We start from the raw sequence: 20,326 nt of genomic DNA on the forward strand, positions 1-20,326 counted from the left end.
TCCAGAATTCTCGATTAATGCCGGACATTACGCGGGGGAAACCTCCGGCGAATCCCCTACGAACCCCTTATGCGCCCCCACCATTTCCGCGGCCGGTATTTTCGCGGATCGGCCGGATCGAGGGGCGGACAGGGGTTGGTACGGCCGCGTTCCATGGCAGTGTCGGAACGTGCGTGACCGGCCGTCTGGGAAGATCGCGCCCGGCGATGTGGCCGCACACTTTTTCGGATAAGTGATAGGGAACGCGCTGGAGCTCGGCGGAACATGAGCATGTGTTCGGGTTTACGCCGTAGTCATACCGCTGGACAGCCTTCAGAATGGGCCCTGCGGGTTGTCCTGTACACAGCAATCCAGGAGAGATTGTGAAATGTCGGTTAACGCGCACTATCGTACTTTTTGTCGCTCTCGCCTTCGCGGCCGCCTGCACCACGCAGCCCCCTAGCCGGGACACCTCCGCCCCCACGCTCTCCATCGGCTCCCTGTACGAGCCCCAGAACCTGGACAACGCCGGCGGCGGCGGCCAGGGTGCGACCGAGGCCCTGGGCGGCAACGTCTACGAGGGCCTGTTCAGGCTGACCGACGCGGGAGGCGTCGAGCCGCTGCTGGCCCGCGCCCACACCGTCAGCCGCGACGGCCTGACCTACACCTTCACCCTGCGCCCCGGCGTGCGCTTCCACTCGGGCAAGGCCCTCACCGCCGCCGACGTCAAGCACAGCATCGACCGCATACTCGCGGCCTCATCCAAGTCCTCGCGCACGGGCACGCTGAGCATGATCAAGAAGGTGACGGCGTCCGGCGAGCACACCGTCGTGGTCGAGCTGTCGACCAAGTCGATCTCCCTGCTGTACAACCTGACGCAGGTGTGGATCGGCAACAGCGCCGTCGCCGACCCGGCGACGAAGGAGGACGGCACCGGCCCCTACTCCCTGACCGCGTGGAAGCGCGGCTCCACCCTGACCCTCGGCAAGTACGACGGCTACTGGGGCCCGCCCGCCAAGACCGGCCAGGTGGTCTTCCGCTACTTCACCGAGGCCGCCGCGCTCAACAACGCGCTGCTGTCCGGCGAGGTGGACCTGATCACCAGCGAGCAGAACCCCGACGCGCTGGCCCAGTTCGCCACCCCCGCCTTCAAGATCGCCGAGGGGCACTCGACGACCAAGCTGCTGCTCGCCTTCAACGACCGGCGGACGCCCTTCGACAAGGTGCTGGTCCGCAAGGCCGTGAGCGAGGCGATCGACGACGCCAAGCTGCTGCGCTCCATCTGGAACGGCTACGGCGAGCTCATCGGCTCGATGGTGCCCCCCACCGATCCCTGGTACCAGGACGAGAGCGCCGTCAACGCGTACGACCCCGCCCTGGCCAGGAAGCACCTGGCGGAGGCCGGCTTCCCGGAGGGCTTCTCCTTCACCCTCGACACGCCCGCCTACGACCCCCACCCGACGATCGCCACCTTCGTGAAGTCGGAGCTGGCCAAGGTGGGCGTCCAGGTGACCATCAAGATCATCACGGCCGACGAGTGGTACAGCCGGGTCTACCAGCGCCACGACTTCACCGCGACGCTGCAGGAGCACGTCAACGACCGGGACATCCGCTGGTACGGCGACCCCGGCTTCTACTGGGGCTACGACAACCCCGAGGTGGCCGGCTGGATCAAGCGCTCGGAGACCGCGGACACGGCCGCCGAGCAGGCCTCGCTGCTGCGCCGCGCGGCCCGCCGGATCGCCGAGGAAGCGGCCAGCGACTGGCTCTATCTCAACCCGCAGATCGTGGTCAGCTCCTCGAAGGTCTCCGGGTACGCGGTCAACGGGCTCAACGCGCAGTTCCCCGCGTACACCATCGAGATCGACAAGCACTGACCCGCCATGGCCGGCTACGTGCTCCGCAGAAGCCTGCTGCTGGTGCTGTCGCTGGCGGTCGCGGCGGTGGTCCTGTTCGCGCTGCTCAGGATCCTGCCCGGCGACCCGGCCAACGCGCTGCTGTCCGTGGGGGCCACCCCGGAGCAGATCGCCGCGGCCCGCCACGAGCTGGGCTCCGACCGGCCGCTGCCCGAGCAGTTCGCCGTCTGGGCATGCAGCATGGCCACGCTCGACCTCGGCCGGTCCTTCGTCAGCTCACTGCCCGTGGCCGCCGAGGTCGCCGGCCGCCTGGCCGTCACCGTCCCGCTCACGCTGCTGTCCTTCCTGCTGTCGGTGCTGATCGCGGTGCCCGCGGGGTTCGTCACCGCGCTGCGCAGGAACACCTGGTACGGCACGCTGCTGTCCGGGCTCGGCCAGCTCGGCCTGGCCGTGCCGGTCTTCTGGATCGGCATGCTGCTGATCACCGTGTTCGCGCTGCGCCTGCGCTGGCTGCCGGCCGGCGGATTCCCGGCCGGCGACTGGAGCGACCCGGCCGCCGCGCTCACCTCGCTGGCGCTGCCCATGCTGACCATCACGCTGGTCATGTCCGCCTCGCTGATCCGCTACGTCCACTCGGCCGCCATCGACGTGCTCGACGCCGGTTACCTGCGGACCGCCAGGGCGCTCGGCTCCCCGCTGGCCGGGGCCGTCTGGCGGCACGGCCTGCGCAACGCCGCCGGTCCCGTGATCCCGATCCTCGGCGTCGAGCTGGCCACGACGTTCCTGGGCGCGGTGGTGGTGGAGAACGTCTTCGCCCTGCCGGGGCTCGGGTCGCTGCTGGTCAAGGCGTTCGCGCAGCACGACTGGCCGGTCATCCAGGGCGTGCTGGTGCTGAGCACCTGCGCGGTGCTGGCCATCGGCTTCGTGGCCGACCTCGTCCAGCGGCTCGTCGATCCGCGGCTGCGGCGTACCGTGACGGGGGCGGCGGCGTGAGGGCGCGGACGCTCGCCGTCGGGTGCGCGCTGGTCGCCGTCGTGGCGGTGGCGGCCCTGCTGTCGCTGTTCTGGACGCCGTACGATCCCGCCGACACCACCGGCGGACGGCTGGAGCCGCCGGGCGCCGCCCACTGGCTGGGCACCGACAGGCTCGGGCGCGACCTGTTCACCCAGCTCATGATCGGGGCCAGGACCGCCGTGGCGGCAGGAGCGGGGGCGGTCGCGGTCGGCGGGACGCTCGGGCTGGCCGCCGGGCTGCTGGCCGGGTTCGCCGTCCGGTGGTCGGACGACGCGCTGGCCGTCATGCTCGACATCCTGATCGCCTTCCCGACGCTGCTGCTGGCGATGCTCGTGATCGCGGGGCGGCACGGCTCGCTCGACGCGGCCGTGTTCGCGATCGGGCTGGCCATGTCGGCCGTGATCGCCCGGCTGGTCCGGGTGCTCGTCAAACGGGTGCTGGCGCAGGACTACATCACGGCCGCGCGCACGTCCGGCACCACGTGGCCGCGCATCGTGCTCGGCCACGTGCTGCCCAACATCTGGCCCGTGCTCGCCACCAATCTGGCGCTGCAGTTCGGCGTGGCCGTCCTCGCCGAGGCGAGCCTGTCCTACCTCGGGCTCGGCGCGCCGCCGCCGAACGCCTCCTGGGGCCACATGCTGAACGAGGCCCAGGCCACCGCGTTCACCGCCCCCATCGGCGTGATCGCGCCCGGCGTCCTGCTCGCCGTCCTCGTGATCGGCGTGAACCTGGCCGCCGACGGCATCAGAGAGGCCGCCGACCCGGTGCTGCGGAGGCGCGGATGAGCCTGCTGACGGTGGACGATCTGTCGGTGCGCGCGGACGGCGGGCGGGCGCTGGTCTCCGGTCTGTCGTTCCGTGTGGGCAGGGGGGACCGGCTGGGGCTGATCGGCGAGTCAGGATCGGGCAAGTCGCTCACCGTACTGGCGCTTATCGGTTTGCTATCGCCGGGCATGACCGCCTCGGGCAGCGTGCTCCTGGACGGCCTGGCGGTGCTCGAAGCGTCCCAGCGGCGGCTCGACCGGCTCCGCGGCCGGTCCGTGGCCGTGGTCTTCCAGGAGCCGCTCGCCGCGCTCGACCCCCTGATGCGGGTGGGGGCACAGGTCGCCGGGCCGCTACGACGCCACAGAGGGCTGCGGGGGCGTGCGCTGCGCGGCGCGGTGCACGACGCCCTGGCGGAAGTACGGCTCGCCGACACCACGCGCGTCGCCAGGTCCTATCCGTACGAGATCTCCGGCGGCCAGCGCCAGCGGGTCGCCATCGCCATGGCGCTGGCCTGCGAGCCCGCGCTGCTGATCGCCGACGAGCCCACCGCCCAGCTCGACACCACGGTCCAGGCCGAGGTGCTCGCGCTGCTTGACGACCTGGTCAGGGCACGGGGGATGGGGCTGCTGTTCGTCGGGCACGACCTGGCGGTGGTGGCGGCCGTGACGAGCCGGGTCCTGGTGCTCAAGGACGGCCGCGAGGTGGAGTCGGGGACGGCCGCCGAGCTGCTGCGGGCGCCCGCGCACCCGTACACGCGGGACCTGGTCGCGGCGGCCCGCCGACTGCACGGCACCCTCGCTGGCCTGGCCCGGCGGGACGCGGGCGACGGCGGCCGCGTCTCACGGGGGCCCGGATGACCACGCCGCCGACCACGCCGCTGACCGCGCCGATGACCACGCCGCTGATCGAGGTGCGCGACCTGGGGTTCGCCTACCGCAACGGGCCGCCCGTGCTCGGCGGCGTCGGCTTCGAGGTCGTGCCGGGACGCGGCCTGGCCCTGGTGGGGGAGTCGGGCGCGGGCAAGACGACGCTGGTCCGCCTGCTGCTCGGCCTCCTGCGGCCGGGCAGCGGCCAGGTGCTCTTCGACGGCGAGCCGCTGCGCGGGAACGAGCGGGCGCTGCGGCGGGCCGTGCAGCCCGTCTTCCAGGATCCCTACACCTCGCTCGACCCCAGGCAGCGCGTGGACCGGATCGTCGCCGAGCCGCTGCGCTCGCTCGGCCTGGTCAAAGGCCCTGGCCGGCGCGCGGAGACGGACCGCAGGGTGGCCGCGGCGCTGTGCGCGGTCGGGCTGCCGCCGGAGGCCGCGGGCCGCTATCCGCACGAGTTCTCCGGCGGCCAGCGCCAGCGGATCGCGCTCGCGCGGGCCGTCGTCTGCCACCCGCGCGTGCTGCTCGCCGACGAGCCCGTCAGCGCGCTCGACCTGGTCACGCGGGTACGGCTGGTGGATCTGCTCGCCGAGCTGCGCGACACCAGGGACCTGACCGTGGTGCTCGTCTCGCACGACCTGACGGTGGTGGCCGAGCTGTGCGAGGAGGTCGTGGTGCTCGAAGGCGGCCGGGTGGCCGAGCGCGGAGGCACGGCGGACGTGCTCGGCTCGCCCCTCCACCCCTGCACGCGGCGGCTGGTGGCCTCCGCGCCGAGGCTCCCAGAGCCCGGTCAAGAGCCCGCACAACCCCTTTGAGCTGCGCGATGACGATTCGATACCGAAGCAATGGCGGCCCTTTCTAGTGTTCTGCCCATCGGAGTAACACTCACTCAGAAAGCGCCGGGGAACACCATGAACAAGCAGACGATCACCCGCCTTGGCCGGCTCACCGCCGCCACCTTCATCGCCACCGTCCTCGCGATCTCCGCCTTCAGCACCGGAGCGTCGGCCACGACCATCGGTGCCGGGATCACCGTGGAGAGCACCGTAATCGTGAACGCCGATCAGCCCGAGCAGTGCTGCGGCACCTGGCCCTGACCGTCTTCCCTGACCAGAGCACGGACCGGCCGTCATAGCAGGGGGCAGTAGCTATGGCCTAGTCTGTCCGGAGAGATGCGGTTCACGGGGAGTGAGCGCAGCACCATTTGGGGAGACGGATGTGGAGTTTCGCATCCTCGGGCCGTTGGAGGTTGTCGCAAACGGCCGCCGGCTGGATCTGGGAGGGGCCAGACAGCAGACGGTCCTCGCCCTCCTCCTGCTCAACGAGGGACGAGCGGTCACGATCGCCCGGCTGACAGAGACGATCTACGAGGACGCCCCGCCGACGACGTCCAGAGCGCAGATCCAGATCTGTATCTCAGCACTTCGCCGCCTGTTCGCGGCTCAGGGGAGACCAGACATCATCGTCACCCAGTCACATGCCTATGTGGCCAGGGTGCCCGCGGAGGAGTTCGACGCCAGCCACTTCGACGGACTGGTCCGACAGGCCAGACTCGAACGTCGCGAAGGCAAGGCCGAGCAATCCGTAGAACGTTACCGGGAGGCCCTCGCACTCTGGCGGGGGCCCGCACTCGAAGGCATCGACAGCAGAGTGCTGCAGGCGGCGGCAAGCCGGATGAACGAAGACCGCGTCGCCGCCTGCGAGGACTGCATCGATCTGGAGCTGGAGCTGGGCCACCACCACGAGCTGGTGGGCGAGCTCACCGCCCTCGTCTCGGAGCACCCCCTTCGCGAACGCCTGCGCGGCCAGCTCATGCTCGCCCTCTACCGCTCGGGCCGCCAGGCCGAGGCGTTACAGGCCTACCGCGACGCGAGAAGCACCATGATCGAGGAGTTGGGCATCGAGCCCAATGAGCGGCTCCAGCAACTGGAGCACGCGATCCTCAGCTCCAACCCCGACCTGGACCCGCCGGCCGCCCCCGTGCAGCTCACCGCGGAGCCCAGGATCGCAGAGCCGCAGACGGGCGTGCCGCGGCTGCTGCCCACCGACATCGCCGACTTCACCGGCAGGACGCGGCAGCTCGACGAGATCATGAGACACCTGGTGGTCGCCGACGGCGGCCGCGTCGGCTACGCCGTCCCCATCGTCGCGCTGGCCGGCAAGCCCGGCATCGGCAAGAGCGCCATCTCCGTGCACGCCGCCCACCGCGTCGTCGAGCACTATCCCGACGGCCAGCTCTACGCCGACCTGCACGGCGGCTCGGCCAGGCCGGTCGGCCCGATGCAGGTGCTGGAGCGGTTCCTGAGAGCGCTGGGGGTCACCGGGACCGCGGTGCCCGACGGGCTGGAGGAGCGCGCCGAGCTCTACCGCGCGCTGCTGGCCGACCGCAGGATGCTGGTCGTGCTGGACGACGTCAGCACCGAGAGCCAGATCCTGCCGCTGCTGCCCGGCAGCGTCGACTCGGCCGTCATCCTGAGCAGCCGCAGCCGCCTGGCGGGCCTGTCCGGCGCGGTCCACGTCGACGTGGACGTGTTCGACTCCGGCCAGTCGCTGGAGCTGCTGTCGCGCATCGCGGGGACCGACCGCATCCGCGCGGAGCCCGTCGCCTCGGCGGCGCTCGCGGACCTCTGCGGCCACCTGCCGCTCGCGCTGCGCATCGCGGGCGCGCGGCTGTCGGCCAGGCCGCACTGGAGCGTCGAACAGCTCGTGGAGCGGCTGGAGGACGAGACCAGGCGGCTGGACGAGCTCAAGCACGGCGAGATGGGGATCAGGGCCAGCATCTCCCTCACCTACGACAGCCTCGGCGACGACACGCGGCGGCTGTTCCGCCGGCTGGCGATCGTCGACTCCGACGTGTTCTCCCCGTGGCTCAGCGCCGCGCTGCTCGACCAGCCCATCGGCGAGGCCGCCGACCTGCTCGACGACCTGGCCGACACCCAGCTCATCGAGACGACCGGCGGCGGGCGCGGCGCGCACGTCCAGTACCGCTTCCACGACCTGCTCAGGGTCTACGCCAGGGAGCGGCTGGCGAGCGAGGAGCCGGCCGGCGACCGTGCCGCGGCCCTGGCCAGGGTGCTCGGCGGGCTGCTGTCGATGGTGGAGGCCGCGCGGCGGCGCGAGCACGAGGACCGCATCATGATCCCCGGCGCCACCGCCACGTGGTCGCTGCCCGACACGCTGATCGACCGGCTGGTCGCGGTGCCCGCCGCCTGGTTCGAGCGGGAGCGCAGCATGCTCGTCTCCGGCATCAGGCAGGCCGCCCAGGCGGGCCTGGCCGAGATCAGCTGGGGGCTGGCGCTCGGCGCGGCGACCTTCTTCCAGTCGCGCGTCTACCTGGACGACTGGCGCGAGACCATGCGCATCGCGCTGACCGCCGCCAGGCAGGACGGAGACCTGCGCGGCCAGGCGGCCATGCTCTACTCCAGCGGCGCCCTGGCCACCGCCGAGCACCGCTTCGACGCCGCCCGCGCGGACTTCCACGCCGCCGTCGAGCTGTTCATCCAGGTGGGCGACGAGCGGGCGCTGGCCTCGGTGCTCGCCAACCGGGGCCACCTGGACCTGGTGACCGGCCGGCTGGACGACGCCGCCGCGTTCTTCGAGCGGGCGCTGGAGCTGTCGCGCTCCTCGCGGGCGCACAGCGCCACCATCTACGCGCTGCACAACCTCGCCCAGGTCAAGCTCCTCAGGAACGACCCGCAGGGCGCCAAGGAGCTGCTGCGCAACGCCATGGAGCTGGCCGAGAACGAGGGCGGTGCGCGGCTGCGTGCCCAGGTGCTCTTCCGGCTGGGCCAGACCCATCTGCAGGCCGGTGAGCTGCGGCAGGCGCTCGACCCGCTGCAGGAGGCGCTGGCCGCGATCCAGGAGATCGGCGACTCCACCGGCGAGGCGTACATCCTGCACTGCATGGGCCTGGCCAGGCTGCGGCTGGGCGACCTGGCGGAGGCGGGCGACGACCTGCGCCACGCCCTGCTGCTGGCCGGCACCACCAGCGAGCGGCTGGCCAAGGGCCGGGTGCTCAACGCGCTCGCCGAGCTGGCCCTGGCGGAGGGCGATCCCGCCACCGCCGTCACCACCTCGGAGCAGGCGCTGGCCCTGTTCGCCACGGTGGGCGTGCCGTTCGACGAAGCGCTCGCCCTGGCGCTGCTCAGCGACGCCCACACCGGGCTCGGCGACGCGGACGCGGCGCGGGTGGCCCTGGACCGCGCCGTGGAGCGCACCGAGGAGATGGACCCCGTGGTCGCCCACCAGCTACGGGCCGAGCTCGACAAACGCCGTGACGCGGCGAGACCGACCCCTGGATCCCCTACCGGCATGGCCACCAATAGCGGGCCGAAGCCAGGCCGATAGCGGGCGTGCCCATTCTGGTCGGCAGAAGGATCGCGCGATCTGTGCCTGTCGACCGTATTCGGCATCGTCAATCCAGGGAGTACACATGAAGGCCCGACGACCCGCCGCCCGCTACTGGATGTTCCCGCAGGTCCGCCTGCCCGGCCGGACCTGGCCGAACAGGAGGCTCACCGCCGCGCCGCGCTGGCTGTCGACGGACCTGCGCGACGGGAACCAGTCGCTGCCCCACCCCATGAGCCCCGACCGCAAGCTGGCCATGTTCAACCTGCTCGTGTCGATGGGCTACAAGGAGATCGAGGTGGGGTTCCCGGTGGCCAGCCAGGACGACCACGACTTCGTCCGGCTGCTGATCGAGAAGGACCTGATCCCCGACGACGTCCGCATCACCGTGCTCACCCAGGCCCGCGACGAGCTGATCCACCGCACGGTGGAGAGCCTGGAGGGCGCTCGCGCCGCGACCGTGCACGTCTACAACGCGACCTCGCCGCAGTTCCGCAGGACCGTGTTCGGCATGACCAGGGACGAGTGCAAGGACCTGGCGGTGCACGGCACCCGGCTGGCGATGAAGTACGCCGAGCGCCTGCTCGCCGGCTGCGACTTCGGCTACCAGTACTCGCCGGAGCTGTTCAACGAGACCGAGCTGGACTTCGCGCTGGAGGTCTGCGAGGCGGTCATGGACGTCTACCAGCCGGAGCCGGGCCGCGGGATCATCCTCAACTTCCCGACGACGGTCGAGCGGTCGATGCCGAACGTGTTCGCCGACCAGATCGAATGGCTCGACCGCAACCTCAGCAGGCGCGAGCACGTGTGCCTGTCCGTCCACCCGCACAACGACCGCGGCACCGGCGTGGCCAGCGCCGAGCTGGCGCTGCTCGCCGGGGCGCAGCGGGTCGAGGGCTGCCTGTTCGGCAACGGGGAGCGGGCCGGCAACGTCGACCTCGTCACCCTGGGCCTGAACCTGCTCACCCAGGGCGTCGACCCCGGCATCGACTTCTCCGACATCAACGCGGTCCGGCGCACGGTCGAGTACTGCAACGAGCTGCCCGTGCACCCGCGCCACCCGTACGGGGGCGACCTCGTGTACACGGCCTTCTCCGGCTCGCACCAGGACGCCATCAAGAAGGGCCTGGACGCGCTGGAGGGTGAGGCGGTGCGGCGTGGCGTGCCCGTGCGCGACCTGCCGTGGGAGGTGCCGTACCTGCCGCTCGACCCCGAGGACGTGGGCCGTACGTACGAGGCGATCGTGCGCATCAACAGCCAGTCGGGCAAGGGCGGCGTCGCGTACGTGCTGAGCGCCCGCTACGGCCTGCGCCTGCCGCGCCCGCTGCAGGCGGAGTTCGCCAGGATCGTCCAGGCGGACGCCGACGCGGCGGGCGGCGAGCTGACGCCGGAGCGGATCAAGGACCTGTTCGACCGCGAGTACCGGGTGAGCCCCCAGGGGGCGCTCACCGAGGTGGCGCCGGATGAGCCGGTGGCGGCCGACCTCTATCTCGACGGCGTCCCCTTCGACGTGGGCGCGGACCGGGCGGACGCGGTGCAGCGCGTGACGGCCGCGCTCGCCCCCAAGGGCATCGACGTCCGCGCCCTGCACCGCACAGGCGGCGCCGAGCTGGGCCGCCAGGTGACCGTCTACGCGCAGTGCCGCGTGCGCGGCCAGCTCTGGTGGGGCGTCGGCTCGGGCGCGGACGCCGAGACGGCCGCCCTGGCCGCGGTCGCCACGGCCGTGCGCCGTGCGCTCCCGAATACTCGGACGATAGTGGACGAAAGCCGCACTTCTCTACTGTCGAATCATGAAACGAATCAGGATCAGCAAGCCCAGAAAGGCGAAGAGCCGCTCACTCGACCTTCGCACCCCCGCAGGCCGGGTGCTGCCGTTCTAGGCAGACCGGCACGGGAAAGGCCCGTCATGGCCTCTCCCGCACCGATGCGTGGCTGACCGCGCCGTGCGCGGACGGACCACCGGATCCGGACTATGGGGTCGCGGGCGTCCAGCCGGGCAGGCCGGGGACGGGACCGGGGATCGGCCGGGCCTTCAAGGTGCTCAGCTCGGCCGGCGGCACCGCCGGGCATCTCGCGCCCTTGGCCGGCACGGTGAGCGAGGTCAGATAGCCGTCGAACGCGGCCGTCGGGCAGTCACCACGACCGTAGATCCCGTGCCCCCACCCCTCGTAGGTGAGCAGCCTGGCCTCGCGCCCGATCTGCCGCGCCGCGCCGACCGCCCACGGATAGCCGGTGGCGGGGTCGTGCAGGGCGTTGCCCAGCAGCAGCGTGGGCGTGTGGTCCACGCGCAGCCGGTGCTGCGGGTTGGGGATCGGGCCCCGTGTGCCCAGGCAGGCAAAGGTGATGGGGTGGGCCGCCGCGCTGAGCAGCATGTCCGGCGCGACGGCCGCCGACCTGCGCATGTGACGCGCGAAGTCCCGGTAGTCGCGGATGGGCAGCAGGTAGTCCTGGCAGAAGACCTGGGTGGGGTCGTTGATCACGTTCTCGGCCAGCGCCGAGGGCGGCGTGAGGAACGCCCGCGCCGTCTGGCCGCCGCTCTCCAGGGCCGCCAGGAACTCGGCCAGCTCCTTGTAGGCGGGTCCGTAGAACGCGCCGAAGGCCTGCCCGATGAGGTCGAACCTGCTCAGCGTGACCTCAGGCGACCCCGGCAGGTGCAGCTCGCCCCGCTCGGCGCGGGCCAGCAGCTCGTGCCAGAGCGCGCGCACGTCCCTGTCGTGCAGCGCGCACGAGGCGGTCTCCGCGCACCAGGCCACGAACTCGTCGAAGGAGTCCTGGACCGTCAGTGCCTGGGACTCCAGGAACGCCGCGGTGCCGAGGCTGTGGTCCATGTTGCTGTCGAGCGCCAGCGCGCGCACCCGCCGCGGAAAGCGCTCGGCGTAGAGCTGCCCGATGAGCGTGCCGTACGAGACGCCGTAGTAGGTCAGCTTGTCCTCGCCCAGGGCGGCGCGCAGGGCGTCGAGGTCGCGCACCACGCTGCCGGTGTCCGCGTGGTCGAACAGCGGCCCGGTACGGCTCCTGCAGTCCTGCCGGTAGCGCTCGTTGAAGGCGAGCAGCGCGTCGAAGTCGGCCTGGCTCTTCAGCGAGAGCGGATCGGGCGCCTGCACGGCCAGCTCCAGCGAGCACAGGATCGGGTTGCTGCGCCTGACGCCGCGCGGATCGAAGCCCACGACGTCGAACCGGCGGGTGATCTCGGGGGAGAACCCCAGCCAGTTCTTCAGCACGGCGTCCACGCCGGACCCGCCGGGCCCGCCGGGGTTGATCACCAGCGAGCCGGTCCTGGCCGCGGGATCGGTGGCGGTGCGCCGCGCGAGCGCCAGCTCGAACTTCTCCCCGCCGGGCCGGCTCCAGTCGACGGGCACGCTCAGCGTGCCGCACTCGGCGGTGGGATCCTCCTGACACGGCGCCCACGCGACGGCGCCCGCCGCGCTGCTCGCCGTGGCGGGCAGCGAGGGGACGACGAGGGCCAATAAAACGGTGGGTACGAGGACGAGTCTTCGCATCATCCATCCATTCGTCGGGTACTTGATCGTGAATCAGAAGGCCGGACAAGCGCATCCGACTCGGGTATGAGAAGCGAGTCATCCCCCGGTACCCCCCGCGTGTCCTCCCTGGCTGAGGCGGTTGCGGCGCCGATTGACCATATGAGTCAATATTTCGCGATAATGGCTGTTCTCTGGTGGCCGCTCGCGGACCGCCGGGAACGGCGCGATCCGGTAACCCGTTCGCCGGGCTTCCGGTGCCGCCGGAGTCGCGTCCCAGATTTCCGAAAGTTTCGGGCAACTTACCGCTCGATCGGCGCCGATCCAAGGCTGTGACACGAACTGGCCTTGACAGGTCGCTTCCGCAACGTTGCAGATGGCGGCACTCTTGACACGCCCCAACGGTGCCCATATGTTGCCGCAATATTAAACAAATCGTCGTGAAAGTTTCGGCGCGACACGCCAGCGTGACCCCCCACTCGCCGTGCGTGGGTCCTGCGCCGTCACCGGCCGAAGGGATGGCATGAGGGGCCAGGTACCAATCGACACGAGCCCTGCGTCCGGAGAGAGCGCGCCGTGGCAGGACGAACGGCTGTCGCCCGCCCAGCGGGCCGAGACGCTCATCCCGCTGATGACTCTCGAGGAGAAGATCGCTCAACTCGTCGGCGTGTGGGTCGGCGCCGACGCCTCCGGGGGAGGGGTCGCCCCGCACCAGTCCGACATGGAGGGTGTGGAGTGGAGCACGGTCATCAGCCAGGGGCTGGGCCAGCTCACCCGGCCGTTCGGCACGGCGCCGGTCGATCCGGTCGCCGGCGCGCGCTCGCTGGCGGCCTCGCAGGCGCAGATCGTGGCGACCAGCCGGTTCGGGATCCCCGCCCAGGTCCACGAGGAGTGCCTGACCGGGTTCGCCGCCTGGCGGGCGACCGTGTATCCGGCGCCGCTGAGCTGGGGCGCCTCCTTCGACCCCGACCTGATCGAGGAGATGGCCGGGCGGATCGGCCGCTCCATGCGGGCCGCCGGCATCCACCAGGGCCTGGCCCCGGTGCTGGACGTGACCAGGGACTACCGCTGGGGCCGTACCGAGGAGACGATCGGCGAGGACCCCTACCTCGTCGGCACGATCGGCGCGGCCTACGTGCGCGGCCTGGAGAGCACCGGCATCGTCGCCACGCTGAAGCACTTCGCCGGCTACTCGGTCTCCCGCGGCGGACGTAACCTCGCCCCCGTGCACATGGGCCGGCGCGAGCTGGCCGACGTCATCCTGCCGCCGTTCGAGATGGCCCTGCGCCTGGGCGGCTCCCGGTCGGTGATGCACTCCTACGCCGAGATCGACGGCCTTCCCGTGGCGGCCGACGAGAGCCTGCTCACCGGGCTGCTGCGCGAGGAATGGGGTTTCGCCGGCACGGTGGTCGCCGACTACTTCGCCATCCGCTTCCTGCAGAAGCTGCACGGCCTCGCCGCCGGGGCCTCCGACGCGGCCGGGCTCGCCCTGCGGGCCGGCATCGACGTCGAGCTGCCCACCGTTGACACCTTCGGCACCCCCCTGATCGAGGCCGTGAAGGCCGGGGAGGTGGACGAGGCGCTGATCGACCGCGCCCTGCGCCGCGTGCTGACCCAGAAGGCCGAGGTCGGCCTGCTCGACGAGGGCTGGGAGCCGCTGCCCGCCGACGTCGAGAACCTCCGCCTCGACGACGAGGCCAGCCAGGACGTCGCCCTGCGCCTGGCCAGGCAGTCCGTCGTCCTGCTGCGGAACACCGGCGGGATCCTGCCGCTGGCCCCCGGCCGGCGGATCGCCCTGGTGGGCCCGCTCGCCGACGACCCGATGGGCATGCTCGGCTGCTACGCCTTCCCCGCGCACGTGGGCCCGCACCCCGAGCACGGGCTCGGGCTCGACATCCCGTCCCTGCGCGAGGCGCTCGGCGACCTGGGCGGGGACCTCACGTACGCGCCGGGCTGCGAGATCACCGGCGACGACACCTCGGGCATCGCGGCCGCGGTCGCGGCGGCGGCGGAGGCCGACGTGTGCGTGGTCGCCGTCGGAGATCGGGCCGGCCTGTTCGGGCGCGGCACCTCCGGCGAGGGCTGCGACGCGACCGACCTGCGCCTGCCCGGCGTGCAGGCCGAGCTCGTCCAGGCCGTGCTGGCGACCGGCACCCCGGTGGTGCTGGTGCTGCTCGCCGGCCGCCCGTACGCGCTGGGCGCCGAGGTGGACGCCGCCGCGGGCATCGTCTACGGCTTCTTCCCCGGCCAGCGGGGCGGCCAGGCGCTGGCCGAGGTGCTCACCGGCGCGGTGAACCCGTCCGGGCGGCTGCCGGTCAGCGTGCTCCGCGACGCCGCCGGGCTGCCTTCGACGTACCTGTCGCCGATGCTGGGCCGCCGCTCCGACGTGTCCTCGGTGGACCCGACCCCCGCGTTCCCGTTCGGGCACGGGCTGAGTTACACCACCTTCGAGTGGAGCGACGCCGACGTGGCCGGCGGCGGCACCGCGTGGCCGGTCGACGGCGAGGTCAGCGTCGGCGTCACGGTGTGCAACACCGGCACGCGGGCCGGCACGGAGGTCGTCCAGCTCTACCTGCACGACCCCGTCGCGCAGACGACGCGCCCGGTCGTCCGCCTGATCGGCCACCTCCGGGTCCCGCTGGAGCCGGGGGAGTCCGCCCGCGCGACGTTCACCGTCCCCGCGGACGTCACGTCGTTCACCGGCGTGCGGGGCACCCGCATCGTCGAGCCCGGCGACGTCGAGCTGCGGTTCGGGCGTTCGAGCGGCGAGGTGACCGCGGCCCTGCCGCTGCGCCTGACCGGCGCCGAGCGCGAGGTCGGTCACCTGCGGGAGCTGCAGCCGCTGGCGCGCATGGACCGCATCGCACCGGAGGTCACTGGATGAGCACATCCCAGACGCTGGACCCGTCACCGGGCACCCGCGGCGGCCCGCAACGGCCGGACCGGGCCCCCGGACACCGCGCACGCGCCCGCACCGGCTGGGGCGCCGCGCTGCGCCGCGACTGGCAGCTCTACTCGCTGGCGATCCTGCCGCTGCTGTTCTTCCTGATCTTCCGGTACGGGCCGATGGTCGGCAACGTCATCGCGTTCAGGAAGTTCGAGCCGGGCGGCAGCATCTTCGGCGAGCAGTGGGTGGGCCTGCGCTACGTGAAGATGTTCCTGAGCGACCCCACGTTCTGGACCGTGTTCACCAACACGCTCGTCCTCGGGGCGCTGACCCTGGTGTTCTGCTTCCCGCTGCCGATCGTGCTGGCGCTGCTGCTCAACGAGGTGCGCAGCACGAAGCTCAAGCGGTTCCTGCAGTCGGTGTCCTATCTGCCGCACTTCCTGTCGATGGTCATCGTGGCCGCCATCGTCATGCAGATGCTGTCCATCGACGGGCCGATCAACCAGATGGTGAAGGCGTTCGGCGGTGAGCCGACCGTGTTCCTGCAGAAGCCGGACTGGTTCCGCACGATCTTCGTCTCGTCGGAGGTCTGGCAGACCGTCGGCTGGGGGACCATCCTCTACCTGGCCGCGCTGACGACCATCGACGGGCAGCTCTACGAGGCGGCCAGGATGGACGGCGCCAGCCGGTGGCGGCAGATCTGGCACGTCACGCTGCCGGGCATCCGGCCGACGGCGATCACCCTCCTCGTGCTCAACATCGGCACGTTCATGGCCGTGGGCTTCGAGAAGGTCCTGCTCCTGTACAACCCGCTGACGTATCCGACCGCCGACGTGATCTCCACGTACCTGTACCGGATGGGCGTGGAGTCCAGCAACATGAGCTATGCCGCCGCCATCGGCCTGTTCGAGGCCCTGATCGGGATCGTGCTCATCAGCTCGGCCAACGTGATCTCCCGCCGCACAGTAGGGGCGAGCCTGTGGTAACGACCGCCAAGAGCCGTGGCTACCGCGTGTTCCAAGGGATCAACGCCGTCATCCTGACCGGTGTCGTGATCGTGACGCTGTATCCCTTCGTCAACATCATCGCCCGCTCCTTCAGCCAAGAGCGCTACATCGTCGCGGGCGAGGTCAACCTCATCCCGCGCGGGTTCAACCTCACGACCTACCGGATCGTGATCACCGACCCGATGTTCTGGACGAACTACGGCAACACCGTCATCTACACCGTCGTCGCCACGGTCATCGCCATGGTGCTGACGACGTGCTACGCGTACGTGCTGTCCAAGAAGCACCTCAAGGGCCGCACGATCCTGGTCTGGGTCGCCGTCTTCACCATGATCTTCTCCGGCGGCCTGATCCCCCAGTACGTGCTGGTCAACAGCCTCGGACTGACGAACTCCATCTGGGCCATCGTCCTGCCCAACGCCATCAGCGTGTTCAACCTGCTGGTGATGAAGGCGTTCTTCGAGGGCCTGCCGCAGGAGCTGGAGGAGGCCGCCGCCATCGACGGCCTGAACACCTACGGCATCCTGTGGAAGATCGTGCTGCCGCTGTCGAAAGCGGTCATCGCCACGATGGTGCTGTTCTACGCGGTCTCGTACTGGAACTCGTGGTTCACGGCCTTCCTCTACCTGAACGAGTCCGAGCTGTTCCCGGTGACGATCTACCTGCGCAACCTCATCGCGGGCGCCACCGGTGCGGAGTCCGCGGGCGCGGTGACGTCCGAGGTGACGCAGGCCGCCGCCAACATCCAGTCGGTGACGGTCATGCTCACCGTCCTGCCCATCCTCGCGGTCTACCCCTTCGTCCAGAGGTACTTCGTCTCTGGAGTCATGATCGGCGCGGTCAAGGGTTAGCCCTCTTCGTCAGCCCCTCACCTAAGGAAAATCCCCCATGCGCGAATTCTCACGACGTCAGGCGATAGTCGGCCTGGGTGCGCTCACCCTCGTCCTCGCCGGTTGCGGCGAGGACGAGGCACCGAAGAAGACCGCCGACGTGTCCGCGAACAAGGCGGGCGCGATGGCAGGCTACGGCGTCAACCAGCAGTTCAAGGCCACCGAGCCGATCTCGTTCGACGTGCTCTACAACAACCACCCGTTCTATCCGCACAAGAACGACTGGCTGTTCTGGCAGGAGCTGACCAAGCGCACCAACGTGACGCTGAAGGCCGTGACCGTCCCGCTCAGCGACTACGAGAAGAAGCGCGGCCTGCTGGTGGGCTCGGGGCAGGCCCCGCTCATCATCCCGAAGACGTATCACCCGGCGGAGGAGACGTTCGTCGCCTCGGGCGCGATTCTGCCGGTCAGCGACTACCTCGACCTGATGCCGAACTTCAAGGACAAGGTCGCCAAGTGGAAGCTGGAGCCTGAGCTGGACACGCTGCGTCAGACGGACGGCCGCTTCTACCTGCTGCCCGGTCTCCACGAGGACATCTGGGTCGACTACTCGCTGGCCATCAGGACCGACATCCTGGAGAAGCTCAAGCTGGAGGTCCCCAAGACCTGGGACGACCTCTACACCGTGCTCAAGGCCATGAAGGCCGAGTACCCCGACCAGTACCCGATGACCGACCGGTGGGGCGTCCCCACGCCGGGCGGCAACCTGATCAAGCTGGTCGCCCAGGCGTTCGGCAGCAGGGGCGGGTGGGACTTCCAGCACGCGACCTGGGACCCGGCGGCCGGGAAGTTCGCCTACACCGGCGCCATGCCCCAGTACAAGCAGATGATCGAGTATCTCGGCAAGCTGGTGAAGGAGAAGCTGCTCGACCCCGAGAGCTTCACCCAGTCGGACGACGCCGCCAAGGCCAAGTTCACCTCCGGCAAGTCGTTCGTGATCAGCAGCAACGCGCAGTCGCTGATCAACGACTACCGGACGGCGCTGACCGAGAACAACCCGGACGCCAAGATCGCCAAGATTCCGGTGCCCATGGGCCCGGTCGGGGACTACAAGATCGGCACCCGCCTCGAGAACGGCGTCATGATCTCCAAGAAGGCCCTGGAGAACAAGAACTTCGTCGCCATGATGCAGTTCCTGGACTGGCTCTGGTACTCCGACCAGGGCGAGGAGTTCGCCAAGTGGGGCATCGAGGGCACGACGTTCACCAAGGACGCGGCCGGTGACTACAAGATCGCCAAGGACGTCGACTTCATCGGCCTCAACCCCGGGGCGCCGAAGCACCTGCAGAAGGACTTCGGCTTCTCCAACGGCGTCTTCGCCTACGGCGGCACGACCAAGCTGCTGAACTCCACCTTCTCCGAGGAGGAGGTGGCCTTCCAGGACGTCATGAACGCCAGGAAGCCGTGGCCGGTCGATCCGCCGCACCCGTTCAACGACGAGGAGCGCGAGCAGGCCAGCCTGTGGGAGACGCCGCTGAAGGACACCGTCACCCAGAACACGCTCAAGTTCATCCTCGGCGAGCGCGACATCAGCGAGTGGGACGCCTACGTCAAGGAGCTGGAGGGCAAGAACTCGACCACCTACCTGAACCTGGTCAACGGCGCCTACGAGCGGTTCAAGAAGGAACACGGCTGACCTGCCCCCTCTGGGCCGCTCCCCTCCCGGGGGCGGCCCCGGCCTGAGGATCATCATGCGCAACCTCGTTCCCGGCCGTCCCTCGGGGCGGCTGTCCGACGCCTGGCGCTTCTGCGTCGGCACGGGACGCTTGGAGCTCGCGCTGCGGCGCGACTACCAGGACTCGCTGGCGCTCGTCCAGCGGGAGATCGGCTTCCGGCACATCCGCGGGCACGGGCTGCTGAGCGACGGCGTCGGCGTGCACCGGCCGTACGAGCACGCGGGCTCGCGGCACGTGCGGCACTCGTTCACGTACGTGGACCAGATCGTGGACGCCTACCTGGAGCTCGGCATCAAGCCCTTCGTCGAGCTGGGCTTCATGCCCTCGGGCCTGGCCTCGGGCGACCAGACCGTCTTCTGGTGGCGCGGCAACGTCACCCCGCCCCGCTCGCACCGGGAGTGGGCCGCCCTGGTCAAGGCCACCGTGACGCACCTGATCGACCGGTACGGCCTGGACGAGGTGCGTACCTGGCCGATCGAGGTGTGGAACGAGCCGAACCTCAAGGACTTCTGGCAGGACGCGGACGAGGCCGCCTACCACCGCCTGTACGAGGTCACCGCGCACGCCGTCAAGGACGTGGACGCCGCGCTCCAGGTCGGCGGCCCGGCGATCTCGCCCGGCTCGGACGAGTGGATGACGCGGTTCGCCGGCTTCGTGACAGAACGTTCCGTGCCGGTCGACTTCGTCAGCCGCCACGCCTACACCTCGGGCCCGGCCCAGCACGTCCCGTTCGGTGTGCACCAGACGCTGCGGCCCGCCGCTGAGCTGCTGGAACAGTTCGGGATGCCGCGCCGCCAGCTCGCCGGCGGCCCGCTGGCGGACCTGCCGGTGCACATCACCGAGTTCAACTCCTCCTACCGGCCCGACAACCCCCTCCACGACACGGCGTTCAACGCCGCCTACCTGGCCCCGGTGCTGGCGGCCGGGGGAGAGCTGGCGGACTCCTTCTCCTACTGGACCTTCAGCGACATGTTCGAGGAGGTCGGGATCCCGACGTCGTTGTTCCACGGCGGCTTCGGCCTGCTGACCCACCGCCAGATCAAGAAGCCCACGTACCACCTGTACGCGTTCATGGCCAGGATGGGCGACCAGCTCCTGACCAGGGGCGCGGACCACCTCGTCACGAGGGACGCGACCGGCCGGGTCACGGTGCTGGCGTGGGCGCCCGTGGACGTCACCGGCGGCGACCCCGTGGCTGGGCACACGGCCGGGCACACGGCCGGGCACACCGTGCGCCTGTCCATCCCCGTCGGGGACGCGGCCTCGGTCTTCATGCTGCGCTCGTCGGTGAGCGAGGAGCAGGGCAACGCCTGGGCGGCCTGGTGCGAGATGGGCCGCCCCCGGTCTCCCCATTCCCGGCAGCTCGATATCCTCCGGGAAGCGGCGGAACCCATCCGCAGCCATCGCAACCTCCCCGTAGCGGGCGGATCGGTCGAGCTCGACCTCACGCTCGAACGCCACGAGGTCACGCTGGCCGAGCTGACGGCGGTGGTGGACGAGACCCCGCCGTGGTGGGACGACAGCCGGATACTCGGCCTGGGGGAGGGCCTGACATGAGCGA

Annotated in this window: 14 protein-coding genes; 13 read left to right on the top strand and 1 reads right to left on the bottom strand. The window is 70.5% G+C overall.

Annotated features, from left to right (window positions below; translation table 11 throughout):
- Positions 1-362: 362 nt before the first annotated feature.
- The 8 genes from ABEA43_RS27050 (at position 363) to ABEA43_RS27085 (ending at position 10,762) form a co-directional block, all read left to right on the top strand.
- Entirely contained in the window at positions 363-1,856 is a 1,494-nt protein-coding gene (locus ABEA43_RS27050) for an ABC transporter substrate-binding protein (protein WP_345566042.1), read from the top strand.
- A gap of 18 nt (positions 1,857-1,874) precedes the next feature.
- Positions 1,875-2,828 (top strand): ABC transporter permease, encoded by a 954-nt coding sequence (locus ABEA43_RS27055; RefSeq protein WP_345566043.1) that lies wholly within the window; start codon positions 1,875-1,877, stop codon positions 2,826-2,828.
- Positions 2,825-3,634, top strand: coding sequence for an ABC transporter permease (locus ABEA43_RS27060; RefSeq protein ID WP_345566045.1), 810 nt, complete (start codon positions 2,825-2,827; stop codon positions 3,632-3,634). The genes ABEA43_RS27055 and ABEA43_RS27060 overlap by 4 nt, the downstream gene beginning before the upstream one ends.
- Positions 3,631-4,470 (top strand): ABC transporter ATP-binding protein, encoded by an 840-nt coding sequence (locus tag ABEA43_RS27065; protein WP_345566046.1) that lies wholly within the window; start codon positions 3,631-3,633, stop codon positions 4,468-4,470. The genes ABEA43_RS27060 and ABEA43_RS27065 overlap by 4 nt, the downstream gene beginning before the upstream one ends.
- A complete protein-coding gene (locus ABEA43_RS27070) occupies positions 4,467-5,294 on the top strand; it encodes an ABC transporter ATP-binding protein (protein ID WP_345566048.1) in 828 nt (275 codons plus the stop codon). The genes ABEA43_RS27065 and ABEA43_RS27070 overlap by 4 nt, the downstream gene beginning before the upstream one ends.
- Positions 5,295-5,390: 96 nt before the next feature.
- Entirely contained in the window at positions 5,391-5,576 is a 186-nt protein-coding gene (locus ABEA43_RS27075; protein ID WP_345566050.1) for a hypothetical protein, read from the top strand.
- A 145-nt stretch (positions 5,577-5,721) separates the two neighbouring features.
- Positions 5,722-8,826 carry an AfsR/SARP family transcriptional regulator gene (locus tag ABEA43_RS27080; RefSeq protein WP_345566052.1) on the top strand — a complete coding sequence of 1,035 codons (3,105 nt, stop codon included), beginning with the start codon at positions 5,722-5,724 and terminating at the stop codon, positions 8,824-8,826.
- A gap of 85 nt (positions 8,827-8,911) precedes the next feature.
- The gene (locus tag ABEA43_RS27085; protein WP_345566054.1) at positions 8,912-10,762 is read left to right on the top strand and encodes a 2-isopropylmalate synthase; all 1,851 of its coding nucleotides are present in this window, start codon (positions 8,912-8,914) and stop codon (positions 10,760-10,762) included.
- A 34-nt stretch (positions 10,763-10,796) separates the two neighbouring features.
- Here the strand turns inward: ABEA43_RS27085 and ABEA43_RS27090 are convergent, their stop codons facing one another.
- Positions 10,797-12,293: an alpha/beta fold hydrolase gene (locus ABEA43_RS27090; RefSeq protein WP_345566056.1), complete on the bottom strand. Its 1,497-nt coding sequence runs from the start codon at positions 12,291-12,293 to the stop codon at positions 10,797-10,799.
- A gap of 535 nt (positions 12,294-12,828) precedes the next feature.
- Between ABEA43_RS27090 and ABEA43_RS27095 the strand changes: the two genes are divergently transcribed.
- From ABEA43_RS27095 to ABEA43_RS27115, 5 genes are read left to right on the top strand one after another with little or no spacing between them, the layout of a single operon-like run.
- Positions 12,829-15,189: a beta-xylosidase/alpha-l-arabinosidase gene (locus ABEA43_RS27095; RefSeq protein ID WP_345566058.1), complete on the top strand. Its 2,361-nt coding sequence runs from the start codon at positions 12,829-12,831 to the stop codon at positions 15,187-15,189.
- Positions 15,186-16,178, top strand: a complete 993-nt coding sequence (locus ABEA43_RS27100; protein ID WP_345566059.1) for an ABC transporter permease — start codon at positions 15,186-15,188, stop codon at positions 16,176-16,178. Before ABEA43_RS27095 ends, ABEA43_RS27100 begins: the two co-directional genes overlap by 4 nt.
- Positions 16,172-17,050, top strand: a complete 879-nt coding sequence (locus ABEA43_RS27105; RefSeq protein WP_345566061.1) for a carbohydrate ABC transporter permease — start codon at positions 16,172-16,174, stop codon at positions 17,048-17,050. Before ABEA43_RS27100 ends, ABEA43_RS27105 begins: the two co-directional genes overlap by 7 nt.
- A gap of 37 nt (positions 17,051-17,087) precedes the next feature.
- Entirely contained in the window at positions 17,088-18,725 is a 1,638-nt protein-coding gene (locus ABEA43_RS27110) for an ABC transporter substrate-binding protein (RefSeq protein ID WP_345566062.1), read from the top strand.
- 55 nt (positions 18,726-18,780) lie between these two features.
- Positions 18,781-20,322: a GH39 family glycosyl hydrolase gene (locus ABEA43_RS27115; RefSeq protein WP_345566064.1), complete on the top strand. Its 1,542-nt coding sequence runs from the start codon at positions 18,781-18,783 to the stop codon at positions 20,320-20,322.
- The last annotated feature ends 4 nt before the right edge of the window (positions 20,323-20,326 follow it).

It is taken from the genome of Nonomuraea rosea, assembly GCF_039539705.1.
Lineage (GTDB): Bacteria > Actinomycetota > Actinomycetes > Streptosporangiales > Streptosporangiaceae > Nonomuraea > Nonomuraea rosea.